17 protein-coding genes are annotated in these 16,996 nt (G+C 69.7%); all 17 read left to right on the top strand.

The genetic code is table 11. From position 1 onward, the window contains the following. The first annotated feature begins 12 nt into the window (after positions 1-12). The 17 genes from rpmI (at position 13) to argH (ending at position 16,834) form a co-directional block, all read left to right on the top strand. Positions 13-207 carry a 50S ribosomal protein L35 gene (rpmI, locus tag ABD209_RS08995; RefSeq protein ID WP_324385798.1) on the top strand — a complete coding sequence of 65 codons (195 nt, stop codon included), beginning with the start codon at positions 13-15 and terminating at the stop codon, positions 205-207. 64 nt (positions 208-271) lie between these two features. Beyond that, positions 272-658: a 50S ribosomal protein L20 gene (gene rplT, locus ABD209_RS09000; protein ID WP_344065033.1), complete on the top strand. Its 387-nt coding sequence runs from the start codon at positions 272-274 to the stop codon at positions 656-658. Between the two features lie 17 nt (positions 659-675). Beyond that, positions 676-1,497 carry a TrmH family RNA methyltransferase gene (locus ABD209_RS09005; RefSeq protein WP_344065036.1) on the top strand — a complete coding sequence of 274 codons (822 nt, stop codon included), beginning with the start codon at positions 676-678 and terminating at the stop codon, positions 1,495-1,497. A gap of 98 nt (positions 1,498-1,595) precedes the next feature. After that, the gene (locus ABD209_RS09010) at positions 1,596-2,141 is read left to right on the top strand and encodes a hypothetical protein (protein ID WP_344065039.1); all 546 of its coding nucleotides are present in this window, start codon (positions 1,596-1,598) and stop codon (positions 2,139-2,141) included. Between the two features lie 2 nt (positions 2,142-2,143). Then, the gene (locus tag ABD209_RS09015; protein ID WP_344065042.1) at positions 2,144-2,518 is read left to right on the top strand and encodes a hypothetical protein; all 375 of its coding nucleotides are present in this window, start codon (positions 2,144-2,146) and stop codon (positions 2,516-2,518) included. Beyond that, the gene (locus ABD209_RS09020) at positions 2,515-2,895 is read left to right on the top strand and encodes a GntR family transcriptional regulator (protein WP_344065045.1); all 381 of its coding nucleotides are present in this window, start codon (positions 2,515-2,517) and stop codon (positions 2,893-2,895) included. The genes ABD209_RS09015 and ABD209_RS09020 overlap by 4 nt, the downstream gene beginning before the upstream one ends. An 82-nt stretch (positions 2,896-2,977) precedes the next feature. Then, a complete protein-coding gene (locus ABD209_RS09025; RefSeq protein WP_344065048.1) occupies positions 2,978-4,375 on the top strand; it encodes an FAD-binding oxidoreductase in 1,398 nt (465 codons plus the stop codon). Further along, positions 4,372-5,649, top strand: a complete 1,278-nt coding sequence (locus ABD209_RS09030; protein ID WP_344065051.1) for a class I SAM-dependent methyltransferase — start codon at positions 4,372-4,374, stop codon at positions 5,647-5,649. The genes ABD209_RS09025 and ABD209_RS09030 overlap by 4 nt, the downstream gene beginning before the upstream one ends. Positions 5,650-5,783: 134 nt before the next feature. Further along, positions 5,784-6,878, top strand: a complete 1,095-nt coding sequence (pheS, locus tag ABD209_RS09035; RefSeq protein WP_344065053.1) for a phenylalanine--tRNA ligase subunit alpha — start codon at positions 5,784-5,786, stop codon at positions 6,876-6,878. Further along, the gene (pheT, locus tag ABD209_RS09040; protein WP_344065056.1) at positions 6,878-9,433 is read left to right on the top strand and encodes a phenylalanine--tRNA ligase subunit beta; all 2,556 of its coding nucleotides are present in this window, start codon (positions 6,878-6,880) and stop codon (positions 9,431-9,433) included. The genes pheS and pheT overlap by 1 nt, the downstream gene beginning before the upstream one ends. Positions 9,434-9,584: 151 nt before the next feature. Then, a complete protein-coding gene (gene argC / locus ABD209_RS09045; protein WP_344065059.1) occupies positions 9,585-10,625 on the top strand; it encodes an N-acetyl-gamma-glutamyl-phosphate reductase in 1,041 nt (346 codons plus the stop codon). A gap of 19 nt (positions 10,626-10,644) precedes the next feature. Continuing rightward, positions 10,645-11,796, top strand: a complete 1,152-nt coding sequence (gene argJ / locus ABD209_RS09050; protein WP_344065062.1) for a bifunctional glutamate N-acetyltransferase/amino-acid acetyltransferase ArgJ — start codon at positions 10,645-10,647, stop codon at positions 11,794-11,796. A 15-nt stretch (positions 11,797-11,811) separates the two neighbouring features. Then, complete coding sequence (gene argB, locus ABD209_RS09055; RefSeq protein ID WP_344065065.1) at positions 11,812-12,756, top strand: acetylglutamate kinase; 945 nt, start codon at positions 11,812-11,814, stop codon at positions 12,754-12,756. Between the two features lies 1 nt (position 12,757). Next, positions 12,758-13,954, top strand: a complete 1,197-nt coding sequence (locus tag ABD209_RS09060; protein WP_344065068.1) for an acetylornithine transaminase — start codon at positions 12,758-12,760, stop codon at positions 13,952-13,954. Further along, positions 13,951-14,907: an ornithine carbamoyltransferase gene (gene argF, locus ABD209_RS09065; RefSeq protein WP_344065071.1), complete on the top strand. Its 957-nt coding sequence runs from the start codon at positions 13,951-13,953 to the stop codon at positions 14,905-14,907. Before ABD209_RS09060 ends, argF begins: the two co-directional genes overlap by 4 nt. Further along, a complete protein-coding gene (locus ABD209_RS09070) occupies positions 14,904-15,407 on the top strand; it encodes an arginine repressor (protein WP_324385779.1) in 504 nt (167 codons plus the stop codon). Before argF ends, ABD209_RS09070 begins: the two co-directional genes overlap by 4 nt. Further along, positions 15,404-16,834 (top strand): argininosuccinate lyase, encoded by a 1,431-nt coding sequence (argH, locus tag ABD209_RS09075; protein ID WP_344065075.1) that lies wholly within the window; start codon positions 15,404-15,406, stop codon positions 16,832-16,834. Before ABD209_RS09070 ends, argH begins: the two co-directional genes overlap by 4 nt. The last annotated feature ends 162 nt before the right edge of the window (positions 16,835-16,996 follow it).

Genomic DNA, 16,996 nt, shown 5'->3' on the forward strand with positions numbered 1-16,996 from the left:
GAGATCGGCGCCATGCCGAAGAACAAGACCCACAGTGGGGCCAAGAAGCGCTTCCGGGTGACCGGCAGCGGCAAGCTCATGCGTGAGCGCGCCAATGTCGTGCACAAGTTCCACGAGAAGACCCCGCAGCACGCCCGCCGCCTGTCCAAGGACGTCGAGGTCGCTCCCGCCGACCGCAAGGCCGTCAAGCGCATGCTCGGCCGCTGAGCCGACTCCCTCGCGGCCTTCGCCGCACCCACTGCGAAACGAACGAAGCACTTAGGAGAATCACGTGGCACGCGTGAAGCGGGCGGTCAACGCCCAGAAGAAGCGCCGGGTCGTCCTCGAGCGCGCCAGCGGCTACCGCGCGCAGCGCGGTCGTCTCTACCGCAAGGCCAAGGAGCAGGTCCAGCACTCGCTGGTCTACAGCTACCGGGACCGTCGCGCCAAGAAGGGTGACTTCCGTCGCCTCTGGATCCAGCGGATCAACGCGGGCGCTCGCGCCAATGGCATGACCTACAACCGGTTCATCCAGGGCCTGCGCGCCGCGGAGATCGACGTCGACCGCCGTATGCTCGCCGAGCTCGCGGTCAACGACGAGGCCGCCTTCGCCGCGCTCGTCGAGATCGCCAAGGCGCATGTCCCGGCGACCGACGACGCCGCCAAGGCTGACGCCTGAGCGGTCCGCAGCAGCCGATGCCGTCCGAGCGCCGGCCCAGTGCCCTGACCAACCCCCGATCCGATCGGGTGCGGGCGGTCACGGCCCTGGGCCGGCGCTCGATGCGTTCGGCCACCGGCCGGATTCTGATCGAAGGCCCGCAGGGTGTGCGTGAGTTGATCCGGTATGCCGGTCCCACCGTCGTCGACGTCTATGTCACCGCGGCCGCCGCGGACCGGTATGCCGACGTCGTGGGCGATGCCCTGAGCGCCGGCTGCTACGTCCACGAGGCGACCGAGCCGGTGCTGGCGGCGATGGCCGACGCTCAGGCGCCGCAGGGGATGCTGGCCGTCGCCCAGTGGGCGCCGCCGACCCTGGAGTCGGTCCTGGCCGCCGGCCCGCGATTGCTGGTCTTGATGACCCAGGTGCGCGACCCGGGCAATGCCGGCACCGTGATCCGTGGCGCCGACGCGGCCGGTGCCGATGCGGTCCTGGTGAGCGACAACTCCGTCGACATCACCTCCCCGAAGGTCGTGCGCTCGACCGCGGGCTCGCTTTTCCACCTGCCCGTCGTCACCGGGCTGGACACGTCGGCGACCTTGGCCGCGTTGTCGGCACACGGCATACGGACTCTGGCGACGGAGGGCGGCGCTGCCCGGACCCTGCACGACGTGGATCTGACCACGCCGCACGCCTGGGTGATGGGCAATGAAGCCTGGGGGCTGCCGCCCGAACTCGCCGCCGCCTGCGACGCGCGTGTCGCCATCCCGATCTACGGCAGGGCCGAATCGCTCAACCTGGCCATGGCGGCCACCATCTGCCTCTACACCTCCGCCACCGCCCAGCGCGCGGGGGGCTGAGGTCGCCCGAATGTGTCAACGGCATGGCACATTGACACATTGCGTCGGATGCGCTTTCATCGCTATGACCGCTGCGACATCGAGACCTGGAGGGCGGCATGGGTCAAGGATTCGGCCGCATTGTCACCATCGTGCTGCTCATCGGATTGCTGGCGAGCATCCTGGCGCTGATCTTCGGTGACTCGACCCGAAGCCGGGCCGACCGGCTGGCGAATTTCACCCGACGCCAGGGTGTCAAGGTCACGGCGACGAGCGCGCCATACGTTTCGAATGCGTTGGCGCGCAGCCGCTTCTGGCGGCGGGCCGGCCTGGTCCTCGCCTTCGTCAGCGGCGCGGGCGTCCGTATGCCGTTCGGTGCCACCCACGACGCGGACACCCCTCGGGCCCAATGGCTGGTTCTCTTCGGTGGCTGGTTCCTCGGCCTGATCATCGCCGAGTGGCGGGCGGCCGGGACCGCTGGCGACGGCGCCCACCGAGGAGCGTCGCTGACGGCTCGCCGGTTCGGCGACTATCTCTCGCGGTCCGCGCGCGTGTGGCCCCTCGTGTCTGGGCTGATCGCCCTCGGCACCGGCGTCTGGCTCGCGGTGCGGGTCGCGACGGATAGGGAGGCGGCTGCGACATCAGACATCGCCGGACCGGCCTGATCGTGCTGGGAGTCGCCGCGCTGGCCGGCGCGCTCCTCTTCGTCACGGGGCGCCGCATCGTCCGTCGTCCGCAGGCGGGCGGGGATGACGACCTCCGGCTCGCCGACGAGGGGCTGCGTTCGCGCAACCTCCAACTGCTTTGCGGCGGAGCGGTCGCGTGCGCGAGCTTCATCGGCGCCGCCTTCCTGGCGCTCGTCGGGCGTACTGTCGACGTCCCCCCCGACGGCCTGGGTGGGACGCTGGCCAATGTCGGTGGCTTCGGTGTCTTCCTCGCCGTGTTCGGCGCTGCCGCGGGCATCGCCCTCGGCACAACCGCCACGCCGGTGCCCCCCGCCAGCGTGCCCGCCGTGGAACCGGTCGAGGAGCCCGCCGGATGATCCTCGATGTCGACCTGACCAGTCCGGTCCCGCCGTTCGAGCAAGTGCGTCGGCAGCTGGCGTCGATGATCACCGCCGGCACCCTGCCCGCAGGGCACCGGCTCCCGCCGATCCGGCAACTCGCCGGAGATCTGCGTCTGGCGCCCGGCACGATCGCGCGCGTCTACAAAGAGTTGGAGGCGCAGGGGCTGGTTGCCAGCCGGGTGCGCACCGGCACGGTCGTCCAGGCCCCCCGCCGGCTGCCCGCTGCAGCCACCCGCGACCAACTCGACGATGCGGCCCGCGGGTATGCCGCCACGGCCCGCCGGCTGGGGAGCGACCTCGACGCGGCGATCGCGCGCCTGCGCGCGACCTGGCCCTCTCTACCCGCCGACTGAAATCTCACAGCACGGCCGAACCCGCGATCACGTGCGGCAATGCCCAGAATCTGTGGGTAGGGTCGGACGGCGGGAGGGTGAGATGGCACGAAATGACGAGGTGACGCTCGGGTGGGCGGCCCATCGGGGCGCCGTGGACGACCTGGCCGGTCAACTGCAGGAACTTCCCCCCGGGGCGCCGGTGCGCCTGGCCAAGCGCACCTCCAATCTCTTCCGTCCACGCACCGAGACCGGCAGAGCGGGCTTGGATGTCTCCCGGCTCAGGGGCGTCATCGAGGTCGACCCGCAGGCCCGGATCGCCCAGGTCCAGGGGATGTGCACCTATGAAGACCTCGTCGACGCAACTCTCGCCCACGGACTGATGCCGCACGTCGTGCCGCAGCTGAAGACGATCACCCTCGGCGGCGCGGTCACCGGCCTCGGGATCGAGTCCTCCTCTTTTCGCAATGGCATGCCTCACGAATCGGTCCGCGATCTCGACATCCTCACCGGCAGCGGCGAGATCGTCACCGCAAGTGCCACCAACGAGCACGCCGACCTCTACCGGGCCTTCCCCAACTCCTATGGCACCCTCGGCTACAGCGTGCGGCTGGCCATCGAGCTGGAGGCGGTCACGGCATACGTGCACCTGCGGCACATCCGCGCGCACTCGGTCGACGAACTCGTCGCAACCCTCGGCCGCGTTCTCGAATCCCGCGAATTCGACGGGGAGAGTGTCGATTTCGTCGACGGCGTGGTCTTCACCCCCACCGAGTCGTATGCTGTTCTGGGCACGTTCACCGCCACCGCGCCCTATCTTTCCGACTACACCGGGCAGCGCATCTTCTATCGCAGCATCCAGGAACGCACCGAGGACTATCTGACGATCCGCGACTATCTGTGGCGCTGGGACACCGACTGGTTCTGGTGCTCACGCGCGCTGAAGGTCCAGCACCCGCTCGTGCGCCGGTTGGTCCCGCGGCGCTATCTGCGCTCCGACGTCTATGGCCGGATCATTCGCTTCGAGAACCGGCACGGTTGGTATGCCGCGCTCCACCAACGAGGCGGCGCGCTGCCGCAGGAGCGAGTCGTGCAGGACATCGAGGTGCCGATCGAACGCACGGCGGAGTTCGTGGACTGGTTCCTGGCCACTGTGCCAATCGAGCCGATCTGGTTGTGCCCCATCCGTATTCATGATCGCCAACACGGCGTGCGGCCGTGGCCGCTCTACCCGATCGAAGCCGGCCGCGACTATGTCAACATCGGCTTCTGGTCCGCGGTCGATATTGCGCCCGGCGCCGTCGACGGGGACGTCAACCGGGCCATCGAGGCCAAGGTGAGCGCGTTGGACGGCCACAAGTCCCTCTATTCCGATGCCTACTACGACCCCGAAACCTTTCGTTCGCTCTATGGCGGTGAGGAGTATGCCCGCGTGAAGAAGCTCTACGACCCCGACGGCCGGCTGCCCGACCTCTACGCGAAGGTGGTGGGCCGTCGATGACTTTGACCATCGGTGAACTCGCCGACGAGATCTTCGGCAGCGAAGCGCCGTTCGCGCTCGCGGCCTATGACGGCTCGCGCGGCGGCAACCCCAACGCCGACATCGTCCTGAAGCTGAAGACCGAGCGCGGCCTGCGCTACCTGGTGACGGCCCCGGGCGAGCTCGGGCTGGCCCGCGCCTATGTCCAGGGCGATCTGGACATCGACGGGATCGACCAAGGCGACCCCTACGACCTGCTCGTCCGGGCCAAGGACAAGCTCGCGCCCAAGATTCCCGACCCGCGCCGGCTCGCGGACATCGTGCGCACCCTCGGGCCGCGGATGTTCGTGCCGCCGGAGTTGCCGGCCCAGGAGAATCCGCCCGGTTGGCGGCGGCTCGCCGAGGGTGCGCGCCACTCCAAGGCCCGCGACGCCCAGGCGATCGCCCACCACTATGACGTCAGCAACCGGTTCTACGAGCTGGTGCTAGGCCCGTCGATGGCTTACACCTGCGCCTGCTACCCCAGCCAGGGCGCGACCTTGGAGCAGGCCCAGGAGTTCAAGTTCGACCTGGTCTGCCGCAAGCTCGGCCTGCGCCCGGGGATGCGCCTGCTCGATGTCGGGTGCGGCTGGGGCGGGATGGTGCGGCACGCGGTGAAGAACTACGGCGTACGCGCGCTGGGGGTGACGCTCTCGGGTGAGCAGGCGGCCTACGGCCAGGAGTGGATCGAGCGCGAGGGCTTGGGCGACCTCGCGCAGATCCGGCACGGCGACTACCGCGATGTCACCGAGTCCGGCTTCGAGGCGGTTTCCTCCATCGGGCTGACCGAGCACATCGGGGTCAAGAACTATCCCGCCTATTTCGGCTTCCTCGCCGAACGGCTGGTCTCCGGGGGCCTGCTGCTCAACCACTGCATCACCTCGCCGAATACCGCCTGGGGGCAGATCACCAAGGGGGGCTTCATCAACCGCTATGTCTTCCCCGATGGCGAGCTCGCCCCGGTTGGCACGATCATCGGCGCGATGGCCGATCAGGGCTTCGAGATGCGGCACGCGGAGGACCTGCGCGAGCACTACGCCCGCACGTGCCGGGAATGGGCCCGCAATCTGTCGGCCAACTGGGAGGCGGCGGTTGCCGAGGCCGGCCCGGGGACCGCCCGCATCTGGGGGCTCTACCTCTCCGGGAGCTCGCTCGGCTTCGAGCGGGGCGAGATCCAGTTGCATCAGGTGCTCGGCCAAAAGGTCGGCCCCGGCGGCGTCGCCCCCTACCCGCTGCGCCCGAGTTTCGGTTCCTGACGTCACCGTCAATGTGCCGGCGCGCGGGCGATCGGCCTGCGGACGGCACCCTAGGCAGGTGAAACTCGGTCGGCCCCGCGCGCCGCGTTACGTAGACTCGGGCGCCGAAGCCTCCAACGCGCGTGAAGTGAGCCATGTCCGGACCCAATAGCAACTACGACCCCGTCGAGGTCGCCGCCCTGGCGCCCGAAGCGGTCGAGGCCGCGGTCGCTGCCGCCCTGGCGGCCGCAACGGCCGCGTCGACGCTTGCCGACCTCAAGGCCGCCAAGCTCGCCCACCTCGGCGACAAGTCGCCACTGGCCCTCGCCAACCGCGAGATCGGCGCTCTGCCACCGAGCGCCAAGGCCGAAGCCGGCAAGCGTGTCGGGCAGGCCAAAGGCCAGGTCAACGCCGCGTATGCCGCCCGCCAGGCCGAGCTCGAAGCCGACCGCGACGCCCGCATCCTCATCGAGGAGGCCATCGACGTCACCTTGCCGACCGGTCGCCGGCCGCTCGGCCGCCGGCACCCGATCGAGTTGATGGGGCAGCGGATCGCCGACATTTTCGTCGGCATGGGCTGGGAGATCGCCGAAGGCCCGGAGATCGAGGCGGAATGGTTCAACTTCGACGCGCTAGGTTTCGATGTCGACCATCCCGCTCGCCAGATGCAGGACACCTTCTACATCGAGCCGCCGGAGGGCGGACTGGTGCTGCGCACCCATACCTCCCCCGTGCAGGCGCGCGCGATGCTCGATCGCGGTGTGCCGCTGTATGTCGCCTGCCTGGGCCGAGTCTTCCGCACCGACGAACTCGACGCCACGCACATGCCGGCCTTCCATCAGGTTGAAGGACTCGCGGTGGACGAGGGCATCACGATGGCCAACCTCAAGGGCACGCTGGATCGGCTCGCCGCCGAACTCTTCGGGGAGGGCATCACGACCCGCCTGCGGCCGTCGTTTTTCCCGTTCACCGAGCCGAGCGCCGAGATGGACCTGCGCTGCTTCGTCTGCCGGGGCGCCGACCCGGCCTGCCGCACCTGCAAGGGGACCGGCTGGATCGAGTGGGGCGGCTGCGGCATGGTCAACCACAAGGTGCTGCGCGCCTGCGGTGTCGACCCCGAACGCTACTCCGGGTTCGCCTTCGGGATGGGCATCGACCGGGCGCTGATGTTCCGCTCCGGTGTCTCGGACATGCGAGACATGATCGAAGGTGACGTGCGCTTCGACGCACAGTTCGGGATGGAGATCTGATGCGTGTCCCCGTCGACTGGCTGCGCGAATATGTCGCTGTCCCAGCGGAATCCACCGGCGTCGAGATCGCTGCTGCTCTGGTCAAGGTCGGCCTGGAGGAGGAGGGCCTGTATACCAGCGAGGTGCAGGGCCCGGTCGTCGTCGGCCGGGTGCTCACCCGCGAGCCCGAGCCGCAGAAGAATGGCAAGACCATCAACTGGTGCTCGATCGACGTCGGCGAGGCCAATGGCACGGGCGAGCCCCAGTGGGTCGTCTGCGGGGCCCACAACTTCGAGGTCGGCGACCTGGTCCCGGTGATCCTGCCCGGTGGCGTGCTGCCTACTGCCCAGGGCCCGCTCACGGTCACCGCGCGCAAGACCTATGGGCACCTCTCGGCCGGCATGATCTGCTCCGAGCGTGAGCTCGGCCTGGGCGAGGATCACGACGGGATCATCGTGCTGACGCGGCGTTTCGCCGGCGACTCCGAGACCCTGGCCCGGCTGATCCCCGGCGCCGACGTGCTGCCGATCCTCGGCCTGGACCGCGAGACCGTCGAGGTCAATGTCACGCCGGATCGTGGCTACTGCTTCTCGATTCGCGGCATCGCGCGCGAGTACGGTCACGCCACCGGCGCCGCCTATGTCGATCCGGCTTTGGCCCTCGCCGCGGCCGCCCCCGCACCGACCGCCGACGGCTATTGCGTCCGTCTCGTCGAGGACGACCCGATCCGCGGGCGCGCCGGATGCAGCCGGTATGTCGCGCGGATCGTTCGTGGCCTCGACGTCTCGGCGCCCACGCCGGGCTGGATCAAGACCCGGCTCACCGAGGCCGGCATGCGTCCCATCTCGCTGCCCGTGGACGTCACCAATTACGTCATGCTCGGCCTCGGCCAGCCCTTGCACGCCTTCGATCTGCACCGGCTCGGCGAATCGATCGTCGTGCGCCGCGCGCGTGCGGGGGAGCGGATGACGACCCTCGACGGCGCCGACCGCGCCCTGGACCCGCAGGACCTGGTGATCACCGACGGCGGCGAGACCCCCATCGCCATCGCCGGTGTGATGGGTGGGGAGTCCACCGAGATCTCCGCCACCACGACCGATGTCCTGATCGAGGCCGCGCACTTCGACGCGGTGACGATCGCGCGTTCCGCGCGCCGGCACAAGCTGCCCTCGGAGGCCTCGCGCCGCTTCGAGCGGGGCGTGGACCCGCTCCTCGCGCCCGCGGCCGCGGAACTCGCGGTGCAACTCCTTGTCCACTACGGCGGTGGCACGGTCGATCCCGCGGTCACCGACACCATCGAGCAGGAGTGGGTCGCTCCCGTCATCCCGCTCGATGCCGACTACCCGAGCCGGCTCGTCGGTGCCCCGTATGCCGCATCCGACGTCCGCCGCATCCTTACCGAACTCGGCTGCACCGTCGACGGCGCGGGCGAGGCGACGCTTCGGGTCAGCCCGCCGTCCTGGCGCCCCGATCTGTTGACCGCTCCCGATCTGGTCGAGGAGGTCGCCCGGATCGACGGCTACGACAAGATCCCGTCGGTGCTGCCGACCCCGCCGGGCGGGCGCGGGTTGACCCACGGCCAGCGCACGCGGCGCATCATCGCGGATGTGCTCGCGGCACAAGGACTCCACGAGATCTGGGGCGCACCCTTCGTCGGTGATGCACGGCATACGGCAATGGGATGGGACGCGACGCAGGCGCGGGCACGAACGGTCGCCATCGCCAACCCGCTCTCCGACGAGCAGCCGCTCTTCCGGATCAGCGTGCTCTCGACCATGGTCGACGCGGTCCTGCGCAATGTGGCCCGGGGCAGCAAGGATGTCGGGCTCTTCGAGCTCGGCCTGGTCGCCGCCCTCGACGCGCCACAACAGTCGGCGCCCACCGAGGACGTCGGCGTGCACCCCGACGCCGAGACGCTCGCTGCGATCCGGGCAGCCGTGCCCGCCCAGCCGCGTCACCTCGGGATCGTCCTGGCCGGGGAGCGGGAGCGCTCGGGCTGGTGGGGCGACGGCCGCCCCGCGGACACCGGTGACGTCATCGCCCTGGTGACCAGCGTGCTCGACGCCCTGGGCGTCCGTGCCGAGATCACCGCGGCCGACCCAATGCCCTTCCACCCGGGCCGGTGTGCCCAGTTCACGCTTGCCGACGGCAGCCTGATCGGGCACGCCGGTGAACTGCATCCCAAGGTGACGGCTGCCCTCGGGCTGCCTGCCCGGACGGTCGCCGCCGAAGTCGACGTCGATGTGCTCATCGCTGCCAGCAAGAGCCGGGCAACCGCGCGGACGCTCGTCACCTCACCGGTTGCCTACACCGACATCGCGCTGGTCGTCACCGAGGCCACGCCGGCCGCCGGCGTCGAAGCTGCGGTGCGCGCGGGGGCGGGGGAGCTGCTGGAATCGGTGAGCCTGTTCGACATCTACCGCGGTGCTCAGGCCGGGGACGGCAAGAAGTCGCTCGCTTACCGCCTGGCCTTCCGCGCACCCGACCGCACCCTGACCACCGATCAGGTCAGCGCCCTCCGCGACGCCGCAGTCGCCGCCGCGCGTTCGGCCGTGGGCGCCGAGCAACGCGTCTGAGGACCGCTGACCCCCCGGACCTAAACTCTGCTAGCAGGGTTTAGGTGACGTCGGACAGGGTCTACCCTGCTGGAGGTCACCTAGCCTGTGCTGAGTCGCGGGGTCTCAACCAATGTGCATGAAGTTGCCGAATCCGGTATAGTCATGCAATGTGATCAGCGTTGCCGTCGCCGGGGCCAGCGGGTATGCCGGTGGCGAACTCATCCGCCTCCTGCTCGGCCACCCCGAGGTCATCCTCGGCGCCCTCACGGCAAGCAGCAACGCCGGGCAGCGACTCGGGGCGATCCATCCGCACCTGACGCCCATCGCCGACACCCCCTTGCAGGAGACGACCACCGACGTGCTGGCCGGGCACGATGTCGTCTTCCTCGCCCTGCCGCACGGGCACAGTGCGGCGTTGGCCGCTCAGCTCCCGGCGGACGTGACCGTCATCGACTGCGGTGCGGACTTCCGGCTCGAGCGCGCCGAGGCCTGGACCACCTTCTACGACACCCCGTATGCCGGCTCCTGGCCTTACGGACTGCCGGAACTCCCGCTCGCCGAGGGCGAGCAACGCGCTGCCCTCGCCGGAGCGCACCGGATCGCGGTGCCGGGGTGTTACCCGACCGCGGTCAGCCTGGCCCTGGCGCCGGGCCTGAAAGCCGGTGTCCTCCAACGCGATGACATCGTCGTCGTCGCCGCGTCCGGGACATCCGGCGCCGGCAAGTCGCTCAAACCGCAACTCCTGGGGGCGGAGGTGATGGGCGCGATGTCGCCCTATGGCGTCGGGGGAGGGCATCGGCATACGCCAGAGATGGAGCAAAACCTGTCCTGGGCCGCGGGGGAGCCCGTGAGTCTGTCCTTCACCCCCACCCTCGCGCCGATGGCGCGCGGCATCCTGGCCACGTGCACGGCGCGGCTGGTCCCGGGGACGGATCCCGACGGCATCCGGGCCCATTGGGAACAGGCGTATGCCGGCGAACCCTGCGTCACCCTGCTGCCGCCAGGTTCCTGGCCGCGCACCAGCGATGTGTTGGGCGCCAACGCCGTTCACGTCCAGATCGCTGTCGACAAGCGGATCGGGCGGGCGATCGGCATCGCCGCGGTGGACAATCTGACGAAGGGCACGGCCGGTGCGGCCGTGCAGTGCATGAACCTCGCCCTGGGGCTGCCGGAGCTGACCGGGCTCTCCCTCGTCGGCGTGGCGCCCTGAAAGCCCCGAAGGAGATCCGATGTCCGTCACTCATCCCGCCGGCTTCCGCGCCGCCGGAGTCACTGCCGGCCTCAAGGCCAGCGGCCGGCCCGACCTGGCGCTGGTCGTCAACGACGGGCCAGATCACGTGGCCGCGGCCGTCTTCACGTCGAACCGGGTGCAGGCCGCCCCGGTCTTGTGGTCCCGGCAGGTCCTGGCCGACGGCCGGGCCGACGCGGTCGTGCTCAACTCGGGCGGCGCCAATGCCTGCACGGGTGCCGGTGGCTTCCAAGACACCCACGCGACCGCCGAGCGGGTGGCCGCCGAGCTCGGCATCTCGGCCGGCGATGTGGTCGTCTGCTCCACCGGCCTGATCGGTGAGCGGCTGCCGATGGACCTGCTGCTCGCCGGCATCGACGCCGCGGCAGCCGAGCTTTCGAACGCGGGCGGCGCGGAAGCCGCGACCGCCATCATGACCACCGATACCGTCCCCAAGACCAGTTCCTATGACGCGAGCGGCTGGAGCGTCGGCGGCATGGCCAAGGGGGCCGGCATGCTGGCCCCGGGATTGGCGACGATGCTCGTCGTCCTCACGACCGACGCCGTCGTCGACGCCGGCGTCCTGGCGACGGCGCTACGACGGGCAACCTCCCTGACCTTCGACCGCGTGGACTCCGACGGCTGCATGTCGACCAATGACACCGTGGTCGTCCTAGCCTCTGGTGCCTCCGAGATCCCCGTGCCCGACCACGCGATCGAGCGGGCCCTGACCGAGGTCTGCGCGGATCTGGCTATGCAATTGGTGCGGGACGCGGAGGGAGCCGCGCACGACATCCGGATCGATGTGCGCTCTGCGGCAACGGAATCCGATGCGCTTGACGTCGCCCGGGCCATCGCGCGCAACAACCTTTTCAAGTGCGCGATCTTCGGTCGCGATCCCAACTGGGGCCGCATCCTCGCGGCGGTCGGCACCACGTCGGCGGCCTTCGAACCGGACGCCATCGACGTCGCGATCAATGGCGTGACCGTATGCCGTTCCGGTGGCGTCGGCGACGACCGCGCCCTGGTCGACCTCGCGCCGCGCGACGTGCAGATCATTCTCGACCTGCACGCGGGGGAGCAGGCGGCCACGGTCTGGACCAACGACCTGACGCACGACTATGTCCATGAGAACTCCGCCTACAGCACCTGATCGGCGACCCACCCCATGTTTTCGGAATCCGCGGTGCGCCGTCCCGCCGACCCCGCCACTGTGCGTGCCGCCCACGACAAGGCGGCCACGCTTGTCGAGGCGCTGCCGTGGCTCGAGCGCTTCCGCGACGCGCTCGTCGTCGTCAAGTACGGCGGCAACGCGATGACCGAGCGGGAGTTGCAGGTGGCCTTCGCCCAGGACATCGCTTTCCTGCGGCTAGCCGGGCTGCGCGTCGTCGTCGTGCACGGGGGTGGGCCGCAGATCAAGGCCATGCTCACCCGCCTGGGCATGAGGAGTGAGTTCAAGGGTGGCCTGCGCGTTACGACCCCGGAGGTCATGGACGTGGTCCGCATGGTTCTGACTGGTCAGGTCGGTCGTGAGCTCGTCGCCCTGATCAACCAGCACGGGCCGATGGCGGTTGGGCTGTCCGGCGAGGACGGGGCGCTCTTCGGGGCCCGGCGTCGCGGCGTGGTCATCGACGGGGTGGAAGAGGACATCGGCCTGGTGGGGGAGGTCATCCAGGTCGACCCGTCGGCCGTCGAGGACTTGCTGGCCGCCGGCCGGGTGCCAGTTGTCTCCACCGTCGCGCCCGATCTGGACGGCGACGGACAGGTCCTCAATGTCAACGCCGACACGGCCGCAGCTGCGCTGGCTGTCGCACTCGGCGCCCGCAAGCTGGTCATCCTCACCGACGTCGAGGGGGTCTATGCCGACTGGCCGGATCGCGACAGCCTGCTGTCGCAGATCTCGCTCAGCGGGGCACGCGACCTGCTCACCCGAGTGGACGAGGGCATGATCCCCAAGCTCGAGGCCTGCTGCCAGGCCGTCGAGCAGGGCATCCCCCAGGCGCACGTGATCGACGGGCGCCAACCCCACTCGCTGCTGCTCGAAGTGTTCACCAGCGCGGGGATCGGCACCATGATCGTGCCGGATTCCGTTGCCAGCCAAGGAGTCTCCTGACGTGACCGCGACTAACGACCTGCTGAACCGGTATGCCGAGGCCCTGCTCGGCGTGTTCGGCCGCCCGGCCCTCGTGCTCGACCGCGGCGAGGGCTGTTACGTCTGGGATGTCGACGGCGTGCGCTACCTGGACCTGCTCGGGGGGATCGCCGTCAGTGCGCTGGGCCACAACCACCCCGAGTTGGTCGCCGCCGTCTCGAAACAGGTCGCCAGCCAGATCCACATCTCCAACTTCTTCACCAGCCGCGCCCAGATCGAGCTCGCCGAGCGACTGCTGAGTCTCGCCGAGGCGCCGGCCGGCTCCCGGGTCTTCCTCACCAACTCCGGCACCGAATCGCTCGAGGCAGCGATCAAACTCGCACGCCGTACCGGCCGGCGCGGGATCCTCGCCATGGCTGGCGCCTTCCACGGCCGCAGCACCGGCGCCCTCGCGCTCACCGCGAAAGCCGCGTACCGGGAACCCTTCGAGCCGCTGCTGCCGGGCGTGCGACACATCCCGTATGACGACCTCGACGCTCTGGAGGCCGCGCTCGGCCCCGACGTGGGAGCCGTTGTCCTGGAACCGATCCAGGGCGAGGCCGGCGTGATCGAGCCACACCCCGGATATCTGGCCGGCGTGCGCGAACTCACGCGTCGCCGCGGCGCACTCATGATCGTCGACGAGGTGCAGACGGGGGTCGGGCGCACCGGTGACTGGTTCGCCTTCCAGGCCGCCGGCATCAGGCCGGACGCGATGACCCTGGCCAAAGGCCTCGGTGGCGGGGTGCCGATCGGCGCTCTGGTGACCTTCGGGCCCGAGGTCTCCGCGATGCTGCAGCCCGGCATGCACGGCTCGACCTTCGGCGGCAACCCGCTCGCCGCCGCAGCCGCCCTGGCGGTGCTCGACACCATCGAGCGGGATGGCCTGCTGGCCAATGCCACCGCCATGGGCCACTACTTTGCCGAAGCCGTTGCCGCATTGCGGCATCCGGCCATCAGCGGCACCCGCGGTCGCGGTCTGCTCCGCGCTGTCACCTTCGAGCGCCCGATCGCCGCCGTGGTCGCCACCCAGGCGCGCGATGCGGGCTTCATCATCAATCCGGTCGCCCCCGACGCGATCCGGTTGGCGCCACCGCTGATCATCGGCCGGCCGGAGGTGGACGCCTTCGTCTCGGCCCTGGGGCCGATCGCCGACCGAGCTATCGAGGAGATGTCATGACCGTCCGCCACTTCCTCAAGGACGACGACCTGAGTCCGGCCGAGCAGGCTGAGGTGCTGGCCCGCGCCGCGGCGATGAAGGCCGACCCCTTTGGCGACACGGCCCTCGCCGGACCGCAGGTTGTAGCCGTGCTTTTCGACAAGCCGACGCTGCGGACCCAGGCCTCGTTCACCGGGGCGATCGCCCATCTGGGTGGTCACCCGATGATCATCGACGGCAACCTCGCCCAGGTGGGGGTGCGCGAGTCGATCGCCGATGTCGCCAGGGTCCTGGGCCGTCAGTCGGTGGCCGTCGTGTGGCGCACGTTCGGCCAGGAGCGCATCGCGGAGATGGCGGCGCACGCCGGCGTCCCCGTCGTCAACGCGCTCACCGATGACTACCATCCGTGCCAGATCCTCGCCGATCTGTTGACCATCAGCGAACACAAGGGCCGGCTCGCCGGTCTGACGATGGCCTATCTCGGCGACGGCGCGAACAATATGGCGCACTCCTATCTCGTCGGCGGGGCGACCGCCGGCCTTCACGTCCGTGTCGCCACCCCGCCGACCCATCAGCCGAAGGCCGAGATTCTTTCTCGGGCAACGGAAATCGCTGCGTCGACCGGTGGTTCGGTGATGCTGACAAAGGATCCGTATGCCGCGGCATACGGTGCCGACGTCGTCGTCACGGACACGTGGGTATCGATGGGGATGGAAGCCGAGAAGGGGGAGCGGCAGGGGATCGGCTCGCCCTTCGAGAAGTTCCGGGTCACCCCCGAGGTGATGGGCGTGGCCGACCCGGCTGCGATCTTCCTGCACTGCCTGCCGGCCTATCGCGGCTTCGAGGTGAGCGCCGAGGTGATCGACGGGCCGCAGTCGGTCGTCTGGGACGAGGCCGAGAACCGCTTGCACGCGCAGAAGGCCGTGTTGTCCTTCCTCCTGCAGCACGCGAGCGCCGACGCGGTGACACCGTGACGGTCTCGCCGTCGCGGGCCGGACGACAGCAGCGGATCATCGAACTCGTCGGTGAGCGTCTCATCCGCTCGCAGTTCGAGCTCGTGGAAATCCTTGCGGCAGAGGGCATCGAGGTCACGCAGGCGACGCTGTCCCGGGACCTCAAGGAGATCGGTGCCGAACGCGTGCGCGTCGGGACCGACTTGGTGTATGCCGTGCCCGGCGAGGGCGGTGACCGCACCGCCCGACCCGCAGCGGATCCCGCCGAGGTCGAAGGCCGGTTGCGCCAGCGCTGCCAGGAACTCCTTGTCTCTGCCGCTGTTTCCGCCAACCTGGTCGTCCTGCGCACCCCACCGGGCGCCGCCAGCTTCCTGGCCTCGGCCATCGACCACGGGCAGTTGCCCGACGTCCTCGGCACCATCGCCGGTGACGACACGATCATGATCATCACCTGCGGCGAGGAGGCCGGCCACGCCCTCGCGCGCCGGTTGCTCGTCACCTCCCGGAAGGACAATGCGTGAGCACCGAGCCCACCACCGAACGCGTCAGTCTCTGGGGCGGACGATTTGCCGGTGGCCCGGCGGATGCCCTTGCCGCACTGTCCAAATCGACGCACTTCGACTGGCGGCTCGCGCGCTACGACATCGCCGGATCCCGAGCCCACGCTCGGGTTCTACACCGGGCCGGGCTACTCGACGAGGCGACCCTGATGGCGATGCTCGACGGCCTCGAGCGCCTCGACGCCGATGTGGTCGCCGGCATCTTCGTCGCCGCAGAAGACGACGAGGACGTGCACACCGCGCTGGAACGGGGCCTGATCGAGCGGGTCGGCGCCGACGTCGGCGGGCGGCTGCGGGCCGGCCGGTCGCGCAACGACCAGATCGCGACGCTCTTGCGGATGTATCTGCGTGACCATGCCCGCGTCGTGGCCGCCCTTGTCCTGGACGTAGTGGATGCTCTTGTGGCGCAGGCGGATCGGCACCTTGGCGTGGCCATGCCCGGCCGGACCCACCTGCAGCACGCGCAGCCGGTGCTGCTCTCGCATCACCTGCTCGCCCATGCGTGGGCGCTGCTGCGCGATGTCGATCGGCTTCGCGACTGGGACCGGCGGGCTGCGGTCTCGCCCTATGGGTCGGGTGCTCTCGCGGGCTCTTCGCTGGGGCTCAATCCCGAAGCCGTGGCCGCCGATCTGGGCTTCGCCGCGGCGGTCGACAACTCCATCGACGGCACGGCGGCGCGGGACTTCGTCGCGGAGTTCGCCTTCGTCGCAGCGATGATCGCCGTCGACATCTCTCGGCACGCGGAAGAGGTGATTCTTTGGGCGACAAAGGAATTCGGGTTTGTCCGCCTCGACGATGCCTATTCGACGGGGTCGAGCATCATGCCGCAGAAAAAGAATCCCGATGTCGCGGAGTTGGCCCGCGGCAAGGCCGGCCGGCTGATCGGCGATCTGTCCGGCCTGCTCGCGACGCTCAAGGGTCTGCCGCTGGCCTACAACCGCGATCTGCAGGAGGACAAGGAGCCCGTCTTCGACGCTGTCGACACCCTGGAGGTGCTGCTGCCGGCCTTCTCGGGGATGGTGGCGACCATGGAGTTCGACACTGACCGACTCGAATCTCTTGCCCCGCAAGGATTCTCGCTGGCGACCGATATCGCCGAGTGGTTGGTGCGCAGTGGCGTGCCCTTCCGTATCGCGCACGAGGTGGCCGGCGCCTGTGTCCGGGCCTGCGAGGAGCGCGGGATCGAGCTGTGGGAGCTGAGTGACGCAGAATTGTCGGCGATCAGCCCGGCGCTCACGCCCGACGTGCGGCGCGTGCTGAGCGTGGCCGGGTCGCTGGCCTCGCGCGACGCCAAGGGCGGCACGGCCCCGGCGCGGGTGGCCGAGCAACTCGACGCCGCGCGCACCGCAGCCGGGACCGCCAGAGGCTGGGCCACCACCGCCGGTTGAGCCATCAGGGCAGCGAGATCCGCATATCTGTCGTCGCCGTGAGCCCGAGCGCCTCGTAGAGCGGCCGCCCGGCGTCCGAGGCGTGCAGACGGAGTCGACGCCGGAGGCACGGCATACGGCCAGCGACTCCTCGATCAGCCGGCGGGCCAGGCCCCGCCGCCG

Origin of the sequence: Nostocoides vanveenii (assembly GCF_039531165.1) — a bacterium.
Taxonomy (GTDB): domain Bacteria; phylum Actinomycetota; class Actinomycetes; order Actinomycetales; family Dermatophilaceae; genus Nostocoides_A; species Nostocoides_A vanveenii.

What these genes read in the sequence shown, in the direction of transcription:
- argF (WP_344065071.1), top strand. Translation starts at nt 13,951, where the DNA reads ATGACCGTCCGCCACTTCCTCAAGGACGACGACCTGAGTCCGGCCGAG.
- pheS (WP_344065053.1), top strand. Translation starts at nt 5,784, where the DNA reads ATGTCCGGACCCAATAGCAACTACGACCCCGTCGAGGTCGCCGCCCTG.
- ABD209_RS09030 (WP_344065051.1), top strand. Translation starts at nt 4,372, where the DNA reads ATGACTTTGACCATCGGTGAACTCGCCGACGAGATCTTCGGCAGCGAA.
- argJ (WP_344065062.1), top strand. Translation starts at nt 10,645, where the DNA reads ATGTCCGTCACTCATCCCGCCGGCTTCCGCGCCGCCGGAGTCACTGCC.
- rpmI (WP_324385798.1), top strand. Translation starts at nt 13, where the DNA reads ATGCCGAAGAACAAGACCCACAGTGGGGCCAAGAAGCGCTTCCGGGTG.
- argB (WP_344065065.1), top strand. Translation starts at nt 11,812, where the DNA reads ATGTTTTCGGAATCCGCGGTGCGCCGTCCCGCCGACCCCGCCACTGTG.
- pheT (WP_344065056.1), top strand. Translation starts at nt 6,878, where the DNA reads ATGCGTGTCCCCGTCGACTGGCTGCGCGAATATGTCGCTGTCCCAGCG.
- ABD209_RS09005 (WP_344065036.1), top strand. Translation starts at nt 676, where the DNA reads ATGCCGTCCGAGCGCCGGCCCAGTGCCCTGACCAACCCCCGATCCGAT.
- ABD209_RS09025 (WP_344065048.1), top strand. Translation starts at nt 2,978, where the DNA reads ATGGCACGAAATGACGAGGTGACGCTCGGGTGGGCGGCCCATCGGGGC.
- ABD209_RS09020 (WP_344065045.1), top strand. Translation starts at nt 2,515, where the DNA reads ATGATCCTCGATGTCGACCTGACCAGTCCGGTCCCGCCGTTCGAGCAA.
- ABD209_RS09010 (WP_344065039.1), top strand. Translation starts at nt 1,596, where the DNA reads ATGGGTCAAGGATTCGGCCGCATTGTCACCATCGTGCTGCTCATCGGA.